This is a genomic window from Chryseobacterium sp. PCH239 (assembly GCF_018924625.1).
In the GTDB taxonomy this organism is placed as follows: Bacteria; Bacteroidota; Bacteroidia; order Flavobacteriales; family Weeksellaceae; genus Chryseobacterium; species Chryseobacterium cucumeris.
In genome coordinates this window covers 1,862,393-1,878,225 of record NZ_CP073027.1, presented here as the reverse complement: position 1 = coordinate 1,878,225, position 15,833 = coordinate 1,862,393, and the positions used below count along the sequence as shown (strand labels likewise).

At 36.9% G+C, this 15,833-nt stretch carries 12 protein-coding genes; 7 read left to right on the top strand and 5 right to left on the bottom strand.

Features of this window, described 5'->3' with window-relative positions:
- Position 1: 1 nt before the first annotated feature.
- Positions 2 to 382: an STAS/SEC14 domain-containing protein gene (locus KBP46_RS08490; protein ID WP_047432974.1), complete on the bottom strand. Its 381-nt coding sequence runs from the start codon at positions 380 to 382 to the stop codon at positions 2 to 4.
- A gap of 114 nt (positions 383 to 496) precedes the next feature.
- Between KBP46_RS08490 and KBP46_RS08485 the strand changes: the two genes are divergently transcribed.
- The gene (locus KBP46_RS08485; RefSeq protein WP_216445129.1) at positions 497 to 1,702 is read left to right on the top strand and encodes an FAD-binding oxidoreductase; all 1,206 of its coding nucleotides are present in this window, start codon (positions 497 to 499) and stop codon (positions 1,700 to 1,702) included.
- A gap of 142 nt (positions 1,703 to 1,844) precedes the next feature.
- Here KBP46_RS08485 and KBP46_RS08480 read toward each other — a convergent pair whose 3' ends face one another.
- Positions 1,845 to 3,035: a VWA domain-containing protein gene (locus KBP46_RS08480; protein ID WP_216445128.1), complete on the bottom strand. Its 1,191-nt coding sequence runs from the start codon at positions 3,033 to 3,035 to the stop codon at positions 1,845 to 1,847.
- 353 nt (positions 3,036 to 3,388) lie between these two features.
- A complete protein-coding gene (locus tag KBP46_RS08475) occupies positions 3,389 to 4,063 on the bottom strand; it encodes an SIMPL domain-containing protein (protein WP_062676377.1) in 675 nt (224 codons plus the stop codon).
- A 316-nt stretch (positions 4,064 to 4,379) separates the two neighbouring features.
- Between KBP46_RS08475 and KBP46_RS08470 the strand changes: the two genes are divergently transcribed.
- Positions 4,380 to 6,167, top strand: a complete 1,788-nt coding sequence (locus KBP46_RS08470; RefSeq protein ID WP_253297242.1) for a histidine kinase — start codon at positions 4,380 to 4,382, stop codon at positions 6,165 to 6,167.
- Between the two features lie 25 nt (positions 6,168 to 6,192).
- Here KBP46_RS08470 and KBP46_RS08465 read toward each other — a convergent pair whose 3' ends face one another.
- Positions 6,193 to 6,546, bottom strand: a complete 354-nt coding sequence (locus KBP46_RS08465) for a WG repeat-containing protein (protein WP_120233174.1) — start codon at positions 6,544 to 6,546, stop codon at positions 6,193 to 6,195.
- A gap of 175 nt (positions 6,547 to 6,721) precedes the next feature.
- Between KBP46_RS08465 and KBP46_RS08460 the strand changes: the two genes are divergently transcribed.
- Entirely contained in the window at positions 6,722 to 7,456 is a 735-nt protein-coding gene (locus KBP46_RS08460; RefSeq protein ID WP_065119735.1) for a LytTR family DNA-binding domain-containing protein, read from the top strand.
- A gap of 74 nt (positions 7,457 to 7,530) precedes the next feature.
- Positions 7,531 to 8,073, top strand: a complete 543-nt coding sequence (locus KBP46_RS08455) for a lipocalin family protein (protein WP_216445127.1) — start codon at positions 7,531 to 7,533, stop codon at positions 8,071 to 8,073.
- A 65-nt stretch (positions 8,074 to 8,138) separates the two neighbouring features.
- On the opposite strand, the gene KBP46_RS08450 is transcribed toward KBP46_RS08455, so the two are convergent.
- Complete coding sequence (locus KBP46_RS08450; protein ID WP_062676372.1) at positions 8,139 to 8,612, bottom strand: hypothetical protein; 474 nt, start codon at positions 8,610 to 8,612, stop codon at positions 8,139 to 8,141.
- A 114-nt stretch (positions 8,613 to 8,726) separates the two neighbouring features.
- Between KBP46_RS08450 and KBP46_RS08445 the strand changes: the two genes are divergently transcribed.
- From KBP46_RS08445 to KBP46_RS08435, 3 genes are all read left to right on the top strand, one after another.
- Positions 8,727 to 9,977, top strand: coding sequence for a CinA family nicotinamide mononucleotide deamidase-related protein (locus KBP46_RS08445; protein WP_216445126.1), 1,251 nt, complete (start codon positions 8,727 to 8,729; stop codon positions 9,975 to 9,977).
- Between the two features lie 87 nt (positions 9,978 to 10,064).
- Positions 10,065 to 13,463 carry a polysaccharide deacetylase family protein gene (locus tag KBP46_RS08440; RefSeq protein WP_216445125.1) on the top strand — a complete coding sequence of 1,133 codons (3,399 nt, stop codon included), beginning with the start codon at positions 10,065 to 10,067 and terminating at the stop codon, positions 13,461 to 13,463.
- A 176-nt stretch (positions 13,464 to 13,639) separates the two neighbouring features.
- Entirely contained in the window at positions 13,640 to 15,697 is a 2,058-nt protein-coding gene (locus KBP46_RS08435) for a M13 family metallopeptidase (protein WP_062676369.1), read from the top strand.
- The last annotated feature ends 136 nt before the right edge of the window (positions 15,698 to 15,833 follow it).

Sequence of the window (15,833 nt, the reverse complement as noted above, 5' to 3'; positions counted from 1 at the left end):
GTTATGCCTCTACCTCATCTCCGTTTTTACACCAGTAGAGGGCATTGTATAAATTTTCTTTGGGGAAAGATTTAAACTCTCCCGGCATCAGAACACTGAAAACACTGGTGAAATCACGTATTCCTTCTTTATCCGTAACAATGGCTGACCGGTTCCAGTTGGTAAGATTTTTCAGTCCCAACAATAAATCTTCAAGCCACGCACCCATGGTAAAATTATCCAGATCGGTATCCAAATACAATAAATAATTCAGCTCACCGAACTGCTCTACCTTCTCTTTTACGCGCGGAATTACCAGTTTTTCAAAATCCTCTTTCGTTACTTCTCCCGTTGCATTGAATGCCGCAACATTCTCCGGGGCTTCTGGAATAATTGTTATCATAATCAATATTTTATGGTGGTTCAGTTTAAAAGAATAACAATAATTACACCATAATTTAGTAGAAAATTGTTAAAAAAGGTATAAATGTTGTTAGTTTCAGTGTAAAATATTAATATGAATCTCAAATCAAATGAACCTTTCTGGCTTTTAAAAAACGGATTGTTAGCATCTTATCCATCTTTAAAATCAAATGAAGAATGTGATGTTCTCGTTATAGGAGGCGGCATTACTGGAAGCCTGATCGCTCATCAGATGATAAAAGACGGGTATAAAACCATCCTGATTGATAAACGTGAACTTTGCAACGGAAGTACTTCCGCCACCACTTCAATGTTACAATACGAAATAGATGTTCCTCTTTATGAACTGATCGATCAGATTGGGGAAAAAGGAGCAGTCTTAAGTTATAAAGCCTGTAGCGATTCTATTGATACATTGGAGAAAATCACAAGAACCATCAGATCCAAAGCAGGTTTCAAACGCAAAAAATCATTATACTATGCCTCGAAAAAGAAAGACCTGGAATGGCTGAAAAAAGAATATGAAGCGAGAAAAGCCGCAGGATTTGAAGTAAAGTGGCTGTCTTCGGATCGTGTTATGGACCAGTTCGGGTTTGAAAATACGTATGGCGGAATTTTGTCAAAACAGGGCGCAAGCATTGATGCCTTCCAATTCGCTCATGAGCTTTTCATGCATAATGTAAAGAAGGGATTGAAGATATTTGATAAAACTGAAATGGTAAAAGTGGAGGAGCATAAAGGATTTAATCTGGTCACCACAGACAGCGGATTTCAGATCAAAGCAAAAAAAATGATTTACTGTATAGGATACGAAAGCAAAAATCTGATCAAAGAGAACTTTGTCAACCTTAAAAGTACCTACGCGGTCGTCTCTGAAATTGATAAAGACAAGTTCAAAAACATCAGCAGCACATTAGTATGGAATACTGATGATCCTTACCTCTACATGAGAACTACTGATGATGGAAGACTTCTCATTGGGGGAGGAGACGAAGACTTTTATGATGCCGAAAAACGTGATGCTATATTGTATAAAAAAGAAAAAGAAATTCTTAAAAATTTAAAGAAAATAAAACCCGATTATCATTTCTATACAGACTTTGTCTGGGCTGGAACTTTTGGGGAAACAAAAGACGGCTTACCCTATATCAGTGAGCATAAAAAATTTAAAAACTCTTATTTTGTGTTAGGCTTCGGAGGAAACGGAATTACTTTTTCAGTCGCGGGAATGGAAATGACTTCTTTGTTCATGAAAGGCAAAAAGCATTCGTTATCAAGATATTTTAAGTTTGGAAGGTAAATTTTCATGCTTTATCTTATATATGACAATACTCCAATTGTTGTGCCCAATTCCCCTCCACAGGAGGGGTGTCAAAAATTCAAAGAATTTTTGACGGGGTGGTTTAAAAAAGCAGGCAGTCACAAAAAGACTGCCTGTTCAACTACAAACTATACCCGTTCTTTTTAGCAAGTTCAACAATAGAACTCTCAATGGCTTTTCCCAAATCATCAGAATCTTCTGTTCCTCTTTTTTTCATTTCGGAATCAATATAACCCTGGCGTTTTTTGGAAAGTTCTTCTATTTCCTTTTGAATTGTATCGCGTGCCGCAGATTTGGCAGCAATCGTTTTTTGAATTTCTTCCTTGCTTTTTCCTTTCAACTCGGCAGGAAGTTCACTTTCTTTAACATTGGCGATAAATCCGGCATCTTTTTCAGCTTTATCTACCAGATCCCAGTGATCATTTTTGTAAGCATTCTTTTTAGATTTGGCAACTGTTCTTTCTACCAGATTGGAAGCTGACTGCATTTCTGCGTTTTTATCCTGTGTGATCTGCTTAAGCCTGTACTCTGAACCATGATTTCCGTAGTAGATATAAGTATCATTTAACCTGGCATTGCATTCGGAAATTCTTTTGTCGTAAGGTGTTTCAATGTACATCACTTTTCTGTCGCTGTCGATATTGAAGTATTTTCCACCTCCCAGAGATGCCCCGTTTTGCCAGAACGTTTGGATTCCCTCTTCGCGGCTTCCGCAGAAAATGGTGTTGGTATAAATATTTTTACCTTTCGCTTTTAAAACAACTTCCTTATAATTTATTTTTCCCTGATCAAATGCTTCATTACCTGCGATATAAATCAGTTTCATACTTTTCTCATTGCTGTCCCAGTTCAGGTTGGCAGCAGCATCACGGATCACAGCACCACAATATTCACTGCCGCCATTGGTTCTTAATGCGAACAGCTTTTCAGAAACAAGATCCAGATCCTGAGTGAGGGGAGTTACCTGACGGATGTAATTTTCATCACGAATTCCGTCGTTGCCGTATTCATACAGTGCAATTTCGATCTCGGGAGCTTTTCCGTTGTATTTAAGAGTGGTCAGCGTATTCACAATATTCCACAGTCTGGATTTTGCCTGATCAATCAGTCCGTCCATACTATTGGAAGTATCAAGGAGAAGAGCAACCTGAATTTTATTGTCTTTTACCGTTGAGGTTAGCGGAATTAATGTTGCTTTTTGTACCGGTAAATGATCGTCAGTATTACTTTTTGCAGCAAGGTTTTCCTGAATGTTTCCGGAGCTTAAGAAAGCTGTACCTGCTGCAAGCGCTAAGATTTTTAAAGTTGTCATATTGTTATTTTTTATTGGTTATTTGTTGTAATCGGAAATCTTTAAATCCTTATTATTTTAAATTCCTGAAATAAAATTATCCCTATTTGAGGCTTGAAATCACGAAACTTGGTGAACGGAAGGTTTCACTTGGTGGATGACAAAATAAGGAAGGTTCTAATTGTATGTTTAGTGTGATAGTAATAAATCTAATGTATCATTTCAATACTGTCAGGCTGAGTGGAGTCGAGGCCTTTACCATTCGAAAAACTTTAAAAGACCGACAGGTATTTTTCTTCAGCCATTACCCGATAACCCAATAGTACAAAAAACAAAAAAGCCGCCCAAAAGGCAGCTTTCTCACATCTGTTATTTTAAAGGATTTCATATTTTGTTTTGATGCTGTATTTCAGCTTGATATTTTCAATATTATCAAAAGAATAATCTACAGGAGCGTCAGCCATTTCCACCTGCACACCGTAAGATCTTCCTTTATAAGCTGCAGGCATGATCACATCACTGGTGTAGTCTTCTATCTCTACAATTTCAAGAGCGTTTCCTGTTTTTTTACCCATGCTTTCCAGTAGGTAGTCTGCTTTTTCTTTAGCGGCTTTCAAAGCATTGATCTTCACTGTTTTTTTGAAATCCGCAATTTTAGTATTCTTTACCTCTGCAATATTCAGGCTGCTTACCCACTTTTGATTCAGGTCTTCAAAGATTTTGCTGAGGTTTGATTTTGTACCGGCTTTAAACTGATAGTTCTTAGAAAACTTAGCTGTCTTAGAATAGATATTCTGGTACATCGCTTTGAATTTGATATCCTCGTTCTTTACTCCTGCATTTTTTAAAATATCAAATAACTTCTTTTCATTATCTGCCAGATCGTTTTTATTATCAGCTTTTATCCCGATGCTAAAGATAATTTCATCCGGTTCCACTTCCATTTCGGCAACGCCTGTTACTTCAATGGCGTTTTTCTTTACTTCCTGAGCATTTACAAAGCTTCCAAGGGTTAAAATTCCGATTAATAAAAAATGTTTCAATTTCATAATTTCCTGTTTTTAAATTTTTAATTCTGATGTAAAATTACGCTGATCAGAAACCAGATTCCGGGAGACTTGGTGAAATAGAGTTTTCACTTGGTGAGTCTTGAAAAAAGTATTGTTTTGAAAAAAAATCTTTTAAACCATTAATAGAATCAAGAGACTTAATTTTGTTTAAATGCTTAAGTGGTGACCTTCTCTTTATTTCAAAAAAAATCATCTTACCCCAGAGTATCAAACACTCAACTTGGTGAAAGGGAAACTTCACTTGGTGAATAGTTTTTGAGCAGACTATATATATGTATATCTTTGTTTTATGAAAATGCTTAAACTCTTTACTATCGTTTTACTTGTGCTTTTGGGAAATATAATCTATTCCCAAACCACTACTAACAGCAGTGCTGCTGTGGAAGAAGTACAGGTAGAAACGAAGAAGCTGAAAAAAGCAATGGACAAGAAAAATGAACCTGCCCAGGCAGATTCTTATTATAATATCGGAGAAACATTCTTCAATGGCGGAAACTTTGCGAAAAGTGAAGAATATTATACAAAAGCCAAAAAGCTGTATGAAAAACTCAACGATAAGCCCAATATTGAGAAAGCTACCCGAAGATTAGCCCAGTCACAGGAAAAGCAGAATAAAATAACACCAGCCATCAGCAATTACAGCATGGCTGCACAGGTAAGCTATAGTGAAAAAAGTAAAGCGGTCAATGCTAATGATGTAGCAAGACTTTCTTCTCCCACACCGGAGCTCAAAGCAGAAGCCATTCAGAATAATATCAATCTGACCAAAAAAGAAAATGAACAGGGCGATCTTGCAGAAAGTTACAGCCAGCTTGCAGATGTTAATCTGAGACAGAAAGACGTTTCCAGTGCCGAAGAAAATCTGAATACAGCCTATAAAATTTCTAAAAAAGAAGCTCCTCAGCAAGCGCTTGCCATCAATCAGAAACTGGCAGATCTTTATGTGGAAAATAAAAACTTTGAGAAAGCTATTGAAGCTAAAAAGAAAGTTCTGAAGGAGGATTTTGTGAAAGAGAACTCACAGGAAAAAGTGAATCAGATTCAGGAGCTGGCCGATATCTATATCAAAAAGAATGATCCTAAAGAAGCCGTAGACCTTTTGAAAAATGCCTACGGAATTGCTTTAGACAAAGGTCATACGCTGGAAGCACAAAGAAGTGTAAAGAAACTGGATAGCCTTTATGCGATTTCAGGAAATGTGGATGCCTCAGTTCAGCTGTACAGAGATTTTTTGGGAAAACTTCCGAATCTTGTTTCCAAAGACAGAAGCCTTGTTGATAATAAAATTCTCGAAGATACAGAGCAACGAATCTCACAGCTGGAAAAAGAAAAAGAGCTTAAAGACGAACTTATACGAAAGAAAAATGTCTTTAATTACAGTCTGATCGGTGCATTGGTTTTGCTGACAGGACTAATCATGTTTATTTTTAGCACCCTGAAAAAGGTTCAGACGAAAAATAAGAAAATTGCCCTTCAGTCGTTACGCCGTGAGATGAATCCTCATTTTATTTTCAACAGTTTAAATAGTGTCAATCACTTTATAGCCACCAATAATGAACTGGAAGCGAATCAGTATCTTACCAAATTTTCGAAGCTGATGCGCGGTGTAATGGAAAATTCCACTGAAGATTTTATTCCTTTTCAGCAGGAGCTGGATCTTCTTCAGAATTATCTTGCTCTGGAAAAAACGCGTTTCGCAGATAAATTTGATTATGAAATTGAAGTAGATGAAAGCCTGAATATGCAAAATCTGCAAGTTCCGGGAATGCTGATACAGCCGTTTCTGGAAAATGCTGTCTGGCACGGACTCCGCTACAGAACTGACAAAGGATTTTTAAAATTAAGCTTTAAAAAAAGTGAGTCTCATCTGAACATTCTTATTGAAGACAACGGAATAGGTATTGAAGAAAGTAAAAAGCAGAAAACCCAGCACCAAAAGACCCGAGAGGGAAGAGGGATGAAAAATACGCTGGAAAGAATTCAACTTCTGAATGATCTCTACAAAAAAGAGATCACCTGCTCTGTAAAGGATAAGGAAAATAGTAATGGTGTTTTGGTAACTATCCAGGTCAATTTGAAGTAATTGAATTCAAATCGATCTGTGGTTTCTATTTGATATATTTTTTCTTTAAAACAGAAAAATTCTTTTTGATATAGTCCAGTTCATAATGGGCAGGAATGATTTCAGTACCTGAACGGTTAATAAATCCATAGGTCCCCGTTATGTTTTTTACCAATGCCAGATCCTCAGAGTATTCACCGAATTTATTAATCCTGGAATACACAGGTTGAGTGATGATTTTTCCGCTTACATCTGAAATTCCATACGTTCCGGAATTGGTTTTTGTAAGTCTCCAGTTTTTATTGATCTTACTGATATCCTCTCTTTCTGAAATTTTCATCTGTGAAAAAGAAAAACTGAATACACTCATGCAGCAAAGAATAAGAAGTTTTGATTTCATATGATTTTGTCTGGTTTATTAATTTTAATCTCTAAAATAATTCTTTTGTATCTTTCCTGCAATAAAAGTGACCAAAAGTATGGCTAGAGAGCTTGTGTCAGCAAATTGTAAGGTTGGTTAAATATTCCTAATTTGCACCTGCAATCTAATGATCTACTACCTAAAATCTGATCTGATGAAAATAAAAGCTGTAATTATAGATGATGAACTCATAGCAAGAGAAGTTTTACGAAACTATCTGACCAAATACTGTCCGCAAGTGGAAATTCTGGGTGAAGCTGAAAATATTAAAGAAGCCGTGCCATTAATCGCTGAAAAGCAGCCTCAGCTGGTCTTCCTGGATGTGGAAATGCCTTTTGGAAATGCCTTTGATGTACTGGAAGCTACCAAAGAATTCTCCTATGAAACCATTTTCATTACTGCATTTTCACAATATTCATTACAGGCTTTAAATAAATCAGCAAGTTATTATATTCTAAAACCTATTGATATTCAGGAACTGATTCTTGCAGTCAATAAAGTAACAGAAAGTCTTGAGAAAAAAGATGAACTCAACCGGAATAAAATCCTTCTTGAAAACCTGAAATTAAAACCTGAAAAACAGCAATTGATTTTGCCAACTTTACAAGGATTTGACGTCGTAAAAACCGAAGATATTGTAAGACTTCAGGCGGATGGAAATTTCACTCAGGTATATCTTACGGATGGTTCAAAGAAGATGGTATGCCGCTTTCTGAAACACTTTGATGATCTTCTGGAAAATCCGTTTGTGAGGGTTCACCGTTCCCATATTATCAATACAGGTTTTGTGAAATCCTACCATAAAAGCGGAACAGTGATGCTGTCTGATGATACAGAAATTGAGGTTTCAGGAAGCTTTAAAGATAATTTCCTGAAAGTATTTTCATAGAATTTATTGTACCTTAACAGACTTAAGGCATTATTTTTGACGTTTTTATAACAACCATACAAAATCTTTCTGTCATGAAAACTATTCATAAAATTATACTTCCCGTTTCGTTAGGAGCATTGGGGCTTATCGTTTTCAATTCCTATTCTGTAAGGATTCCCAGAGGTGCATCTGCTGTAAAGAATTTTGATCTTAAAAAATATCTGGGCAGATGGTATGAGATTGCCCGTTTTGATTACAGGTTCGAGAAAAATATGGACAATGTTACTGCAGAGTATACAGAGAATCCGGATGGAACAGTTCAGGTCAGAAATAAAGGGTATGATTACGTTAAAAAAGTATGGAATGAATCTATTGGAGAGGCAAAATTTGTAAAAGACCCGACAGAAGCACGCCTTAAAGTTTCATTTTTTAAACCAATATGGGCGGGTTATAACGTTATAGATATTGATGAAGACTATCAATATGCTCTTGTAGCAGGAAGCAGTTTAAAATATTTATGGATTCTTTCCCGTACTACCAATATTCCTGAAAGCATCCGCCAGCGTTTCATTCAGAAAGCAAAAAAAATAGGCTATAATACTGATGAACTGACCTGGGTAAAGCATAACCAATAAAAAAACGAAGAAAACAGATGAGGTTCCTAAACTAATTTGCTCTCTGTTTTCTTTATTCTAAGCTTTTAGCTGTTTATATATTCCTTCCATTCTTCAAAACGGTGGTCAATAACCTGTTTCATCAGATCATAATTTTCGTAGGTGTCTTCGATGTGGTAGAATGTCTCGTATTCGTAGTCGCTTTCCTCTGCTTTGGCATCAAAAATATTCACATAATCATCAGCAAATGAACTGTATCGGTTACCGAAATCAGTATCGTCTGCATAATAGTCTTTGGCAAAAAGATTTCCCAGTTCATTCAGATCATATTCGGAAAATTTTCCATCGCAGGAATCCATAACAAATTCTGCTCCAGTCATTTCTCTTCGTTTTACCTTTTCTATTTCTTCTGCAGCATCTTCTTTCAGTTCATCGGAGATCAGATTGTTATGAATACACCAGTTCAGAAACATTCCTGTATGTGTTGCCCCGTTTTTCTGAGGAAGTCCTTCCGGAAAATCACCACCATAATGCCATGACGCATCATCATATTTAGACATAATTTGTATTGTAGTTTTTGATAATTCTGGCAAAAATAGAAAAAATCAATTTATATTGCCGCTGCCATAGAATTTTCCGTCATTTGCATAGAATTTTTTTCAACAAAAAAACATATGGAAAAAGCTGTTCTGATTACTATCGGTGATGAAATCCTTTCCGGAAATACGGTAGATACCAATTCTAATTTTATTGCAACTGAACTTAAAAATATTGGAATAAAAGTTATTCAGATTCTTACAATCTCAGACGAAATTGAAACTATTAAAAATGCTTTAAGTACTGCCTTTGAAACCGGAGACTTAGTCATTACAACCGGAGGACTTGGGCCAACCAGAGATGATAAAACCAAAAAGGCACTTGCTGAATATTTCAATGATGAAATTGCATTGGATGAGGTAACCTTCGATCATTTGAAAGGCTATATGGAAAGAAGAGGACGCGCAGATATTCTGGAGAGAAACAAAGAACAGGCTTTTGTACCTACAAAATCCATCGTTTTTCAGAATCATTACGGAACGGCACCATGTATGATGATGGAACAGGACGGGAAATTGTGCTACAGTCTTCCTGGAGTTCCTTATGAAGTAAAACCACTGATTAAGGATCAGATTATTCCTTATTTACAGCAAAGATTCAGCCTTCATTATATCCATACCAGAATTGTTTCTGTAGTAGGAATTCCTGAGAGTATCCTTGCAGACAAAATTGAAGAATGGGAACTGGCGCTTCCTGAAAATATTGCACTGTCTTATCTTCCGGTAGGAACACGTGTAAAACTCCGTCTGACAGCTTCCGGTGAGAATGAAGAACAATTGAAACAAAGAACAGAAGAAGAAATTCAAAAATTACTTCTTTTGGTACAAGGTCATGTAATTGCCGTAACTGAAGATAAAATAGAAAATATTCTGGCAGAAATGCTCACTGAAAGAAATTTGACGATTTCTACTGCAGAAAGCTGCACAGGAGGTGAACTGGCCAAAATGATTACTTCAGTTTCCGGAAGCTCAAAATATTTTCTAGGGGGAATGGTAGCTTATGCCACAGAGAAAAAGATTAAAATTCTAAATGTTTCCAGAGAAACCGTTGATGAGTTCACTGTAGTGAGTGAACAGGTGGCACAGGAAATGGCCAAAGGGTGTCAGGAATTGTTTGAAACTCATATTTCCCTTTCTACAACAGGCGTTGCCGGGCCAGGAAAAGGAGAAGACGGTAAAGATGTAGGAACGGTTTACTATACAATCAGGATCAATGATCAGGAAGTCACCTCCAGATTATATATGCCACATCTGGAAAGAGTAGACTTTATGGATTTTGTTTCCCAAAAGGTGATTCAGGATCTGGTAAGTCTTCTCGTAAACAGTTAAATACGATATATCTTTTTAATTTTTTTTAATTAATTTTTATATAGTTTTTCACGCTTTTTGAAAGCCCTACAATAAATTTCAAAAATCGTGGAAAATTCCAAACAGATTTTTCAGACCAGCAGCAAAAAACGCTGGAAAAGTGTCCAATGGGGAAGCCGTATTTTTATTTTCATAGGAATACTGCTTCTGCTTGCTTTAGGTCTGATGATGACTCTGGACAGAAGTCCTAAAATACCTTTTAAAGAAGATTATAAAGCGGTAATTACAGCTAATAAACCTTATCTTCAGGAGAATAAAATTTCAAAAGAATATAAAGGTTTCAGAAGCTTTATTTCTGAAAAAACAATCCATACCAGCCTCGACAAAATTGAGAAGGCGAGAGCAGAAAGATACAAGAATCAGAACCGAAACTGGGCCCAGTTTCCGGGAGGAATCCGTTCTGCATTTTATGTAGCGTGGGATCCTCAATCGCTGATGTCACTGAAAAGAAATATCAGACACGTCAATCTTGTTTTCCCTGAATGGTTTTTCCTTGATCCCAAAACAGGAGATCTGAAAACCAATGTAGATCCGGAAGGATATAAAGTGATCAAAAGAACAGGTGTGGCTGCCATGCCGATGCTTAGTAATAACTTCGACAGAGAATTCCGTTCAGAAGGACTGGTAAAAGTTCTGAATGATCCTCAGAAAAGAACTCATCTAATCCAAAAAATCACTCAGCAATGTAAAAAATACCACTTCAAAGGAATTAATATTGACTTTGAAGATATGAATCTGAATTCTGATGAGAATCTGATCGCCTTTATGAAAGAACTTTCAGAGACTTTCAAAAAAAATCAGTTACTGGTTACGATGGATATCATGACGGATAATGATGATTACAATATTCCAAGGCTGAATCCTTATGTAGATTATTTTGTGCTGATGGCTTATGATGAATATTCAGCAGGAAGTGATGCAGGTCCGGTTTCTTCTCAAAAATGGATTGAAGAGCAGACTGGAAAAATTGTAAAACAAACCTCTCCTCAAAAGATTATTTTAGGGTTGGGAGCATACGGTTACGACTGGAGTTCCAATAAGGATGATAATACTTCTGTTACTTATATGCAGGCAATTACCAAAGCCAGTGCCAGTAAAGCAGTTATTGATTTTAATGACAATACTTTTAATTTAAATTATTCTTATACTGATTCTAAAAATTTAACCCATACCGTATTTTTTAATGACGCCGCTTCTATTTTCAACACAATGCGTTTCTCTTCAGAATATCCTCTGGCCGGAACAGCGCTCTGGAGATTGGGAAGTGAAGACAGCAGAGTCTGGAATTTCTATGATAAAGATCTTACTTTCGCCGGACTTTCAAAAGTGAATTTGAAATCACTTGAAAATGTAAAAGGGCAGACCATGGTGGATTATATCGGAGACGGAGAAGTTCTGGATGTTCTGAATACCCCTCATGACGGAAAAATTGCACTGGAGATTGATCCGAAAGAGAAAATTATCACAGACGAAAATTATGTCACTTACCCAAGTTCATATGAAGTAAAAAAATACGGAAGCGCTCCTCAGAAAGAGCTTGTCCTCACTTTTGATGACGGTCCGGATGAAACGTATACGCCGCAGGTATTGGATATTCTTTCCAAATACCACGTTCCGGCAGCCTTCTTTCTGGTAGGATTGAATGCAGAAAAAAATCTTCCGCTTGTTAAAAGAATTTACAGAGAAGGACATGAAATAGGAAATCACACCTTTACCCACGAAAATGTAGCAAAAGTAAGCCCGGAAAGAGCTTTGCTGGAAATGAAACTGACAAGATTGCTGATCGAATGTATTACTGGTCACAGTACCATTCTGTTCAGAGCTCCTTATAACGCAGACTCTGAGCCTACCACTTCAGAAGAGATTATTCCGGTAGCATTGGCCAGACAGCAAAACTATCTTGATATTGGGGAAAATATAGACCCTGAAGACTGGCAGCCGGGGATAAAAGCAGATGAAATTGTAAAACGTGTAATGGCTGGAATCAAGCAGCAGAGAGGAAATATCATTCTTCTTCATGATGCAGGCGGAGATACCAGAGAAGAAACGGTAAAAGCTTTAAAAATTCTGATCCCGACACTTCAGAAACAGGGCTATCATTTTACCAATCTAACGAATATTCTGCACAAAAGCAGAAACGAGTTGATGCCTGAAGTTCCTAAAACAAGATCGTATTATATCATGCAGCTGAACCTTGTATTGGCTACTGTTATCTACGGAATAAGCCATTTCCTGGTTGCATTGTTTACCATTTTCATTGTATTAGGAGTGATCAGATTACTGCTGATGGCATATTGGGCTTTTAAAGAAAGAAGCAAAGAAAAAAAACTGGGTGAGTTTCCGGTTCTAAAATCTTATCCGAAGGTTTCCATCATAGTTCCTGCTTATAATGAAGAAGTGAATATTGTGTCTTCCCTGCAGAATTTGTTGAAACAGACTTACCCCAATTTTAATATTATTATGGTAGATGACGGAAGTAAAGATTCTACTTATGAAAAAGCATTGGAAGCATTTCCGGATCACCCGAAACTGAAAATCTTTAGCAAAGGAAACGGTGGAAAAGCCACTGCCTTGAATTTCGGAATATCACAGAGCGATGCCGAATATGTAGTATGTATTGATGCTGATACGAAACTGCAACAGGATGCTGTGAAATATCTTATTGCAAGATTTTTAAATTCAAGTACGGAAGAAAAAATAGCCGCTGTAGCAGGAAATGTGAAAGTAGGAAACAGGGTGAACTGGCTTACCAGATGGCAGGCTATAGAATATACAACAAGTCAGAATTTTGACAGGCTGGCGTATGCACATATCAATGCCATTACAGTTATTCCCGGAGCTATCGGAGCATTTAAAAGATCCGTGATCATTGAAGCAGGAGGCTATTCATCCGATACTCTGGCAGAAGATTGTGATATTACGGTGAAAATATTAAAAGCCGGATATACTGTAGCGAACGAAAACAGAGCAATAGCAGTAACGGAAGCTCCTGAAACCACAAAACAGTTTTTAAAACAACGTTTCCGCTGGACTTATGGAATTATGCAGATGTTCTGGAAACAGAGACAGACTTTCCTTAACCCCAAATATAAAGGATTGGGACTTTGGGCAATGCCGAATATTTTATTATTCCAATACATCATCCCATTTTTCTCGCCATTGGCAGATGTAATTATGTTCTTTGGAATCCTGTCCGGAAACGGAGACAAAATATTCACCTATTATCTGATTTTCCTTTTGGTAGATGCTTCATTAGCATTAGTAGCATTCATCATGCAGCGGGAAAAACTGATCAATCTCCTGTATATTATTCCACAGAGATTTGGGTATAGATGGCTGATGTATATTGTATTATTTAAAAGTTTAAGAAAAGCATTGAAAGGCGAAATGCAGTCCTGGGGATTCCTGAAAAGAACCGGGAATGTAAAAGAGATAGCAACTTCTTAATGAGGTTGGTGGCTGAAGAATGAGGCTGGAGGTTGTTTTCATGACTTTCATAACTTCCAGCTTTCTGTCACCAACTTCCCACTTAGGATACTTTCATGTTATTTATTTAAATTTGTTTTCATATTCAAGTAACAAATCTGAAATAAATCATACATATTCTAAAAATTGTTATCATAATGAAAAAAATAACGCTTTCTTTGTTTTTAATAGCAGGGATCTGCACTCAGACTACAATGAGCGCACAAGCTAAAGCTGCTAAAGTAGCAGTGAATAACACAGATAAAGGTTTAGACCTTAGCTTGATGGACACTTCAGTACGTCCGCAGGATGATTTTTACAACTATGTAAGTGGAACCTGGATGAAAACTGCCAAAATTCCATCTGACAAACCAACTTGGGGAAGCTTCAACAAACTGGCTGAGGATACGGATAACAATTCCATGACCATCCTGAACTCTCTTCTGAAAGATAAATTTGCTGATGGAAGTGAAGGAAAAAAAATTCAGGATCTGTATGCTACTTATATGAACATGCAGAAAAGAAATGCCGATGGAATTAAACCAATTCAGGAAAACCTGAACAAGATTGACGCTATTAAAAACATGACTGATCTTCAGAACTACCTTACTTCTGTAACGAAAGAAGGTGAAAATGTTTTCTACGGATGGGGAGTGGATGCAGACCTTAAAGATTCTAAAATGAATGCAGTTTACTTAGGTAATGCTTCTCTAGGTTTAGGAAGAGATTACTATCAGAAGGTAAACGAAAAAAATACTGAAGCTATCGCTGAATATCAGAAATATGTAGCTTCCATGCTAAAAGAATTAGGATACAAAAATGCTGATGAAGCAGCAAAAGGTATCGTTAATTATGAAAAGAGCATCGCACAAACTTACCTGACCAATGAGCAGAGCCGTGATAACACGCTTCAGTACAATCCTAAGACGATGGCTGAACTTTCTGCTTTGGTAAAAAATGTTGACCTTCCAGGTTATCTTAAAAAAGTTGGGGTAAATTCTGACAAAGTAATTATCAGTGAATTAGGATTCTATAAGAACTTCGATAAATTGGTAAATGCTCAGAATCTTCCTGTAATCAAAGATTATCTGAAATTCCACATGATCCACGGAAGCGCTTCCTACTTAAGCGAAAACTTAGGAAATATGAAGTTTGCTTTCTATGGTAAATACCTTAGAGGACAACAGGAGCAAAGAGCTCTTAACAAAAGAGGATTTGAGTTGATCAACGGTTCTTTAGGAGAAGCTTTCGGAAAATTATATGTTGAGAAATATTTCCCTGCTGAAGCAAAAGCTCAAATGGTGGAATTGATCGACTATTTAAAGAAAAGTTTCGCTGTTCACATCAATAACTTATCTTGGATGTCTTCAACAACTAAGGAAAAAGCAATGCAAAAGCTGAATAAGTTCACTGTAAAAGTAGCTTATCCGGACAAATGGAAAGACTATTCAAAATTAAATATCGTTTCTGAAGCTAAAGGAGGAAATCTATATCAGAACCTTCAGAACATCGGTGAATGGCAGTATAACAAAGATTTGGCTAAAATTGGTAAGCCGGTAGATAAAACAGAATGGGGAATGACTCCTCAGACTGTAAATGCATATTACAACCCGGTAAACAACGAGATTGTATTCCCTGCAGCGATCCTTCAGCCGCCATTCTTTAACCCTAAAGCAGATGCAGCTGTAAACTTCGGAGGTATCGGAGCGGTTATTGGTCATGAAATGAGCCACGGATTTGATGATTCAGGTGCACAGTTCGATGCAGATGGTAACTTAGTAGACTGGTGGACTCCGGAAGATAAAGCAAACTTCGAAAAAGCAACAAAAGCTCTTGCTTCTCAATATGACAAATACGAGCCTGTAAAAGGAACTTTTGTAAACGGTACTTTCACAAATGGTGAAAATATTGCTGATTTAGGTGGTGTAAATATCGCTTATGATGCTCTTCAAATGTACTTAAAAGATAAAGGAAACCCAGGAAAAATCAGCGGATTCACTCAGGATCAGAGATTCTTCCTAAGCTGGGCAACCGTTTGGAGAACGTTATCAAGTGAGAAATATATGGTGAATCAGGTGAAAACCGATCCACACTCTCCAGGATACTTCAGAAGTTTTGGTCCGCTTATCAACGTTGACGCTTTCTACAAAGCATTCGATGTGAAAAAAGGAGACAAATTATACAAAGCTCCGGAAGACAGAATCAAAATCTGGTAACAATAACAGCCGCTCAGCAATGAGCGGTTTTTTTATTAGAATTTTCTGAAAAGATGAGAAATAGTGAGTATTTATCTGAAAGTAGTGTAACGATTTGTAAATCAGTGTAGACATATGATAGTATAAAGTTAATACT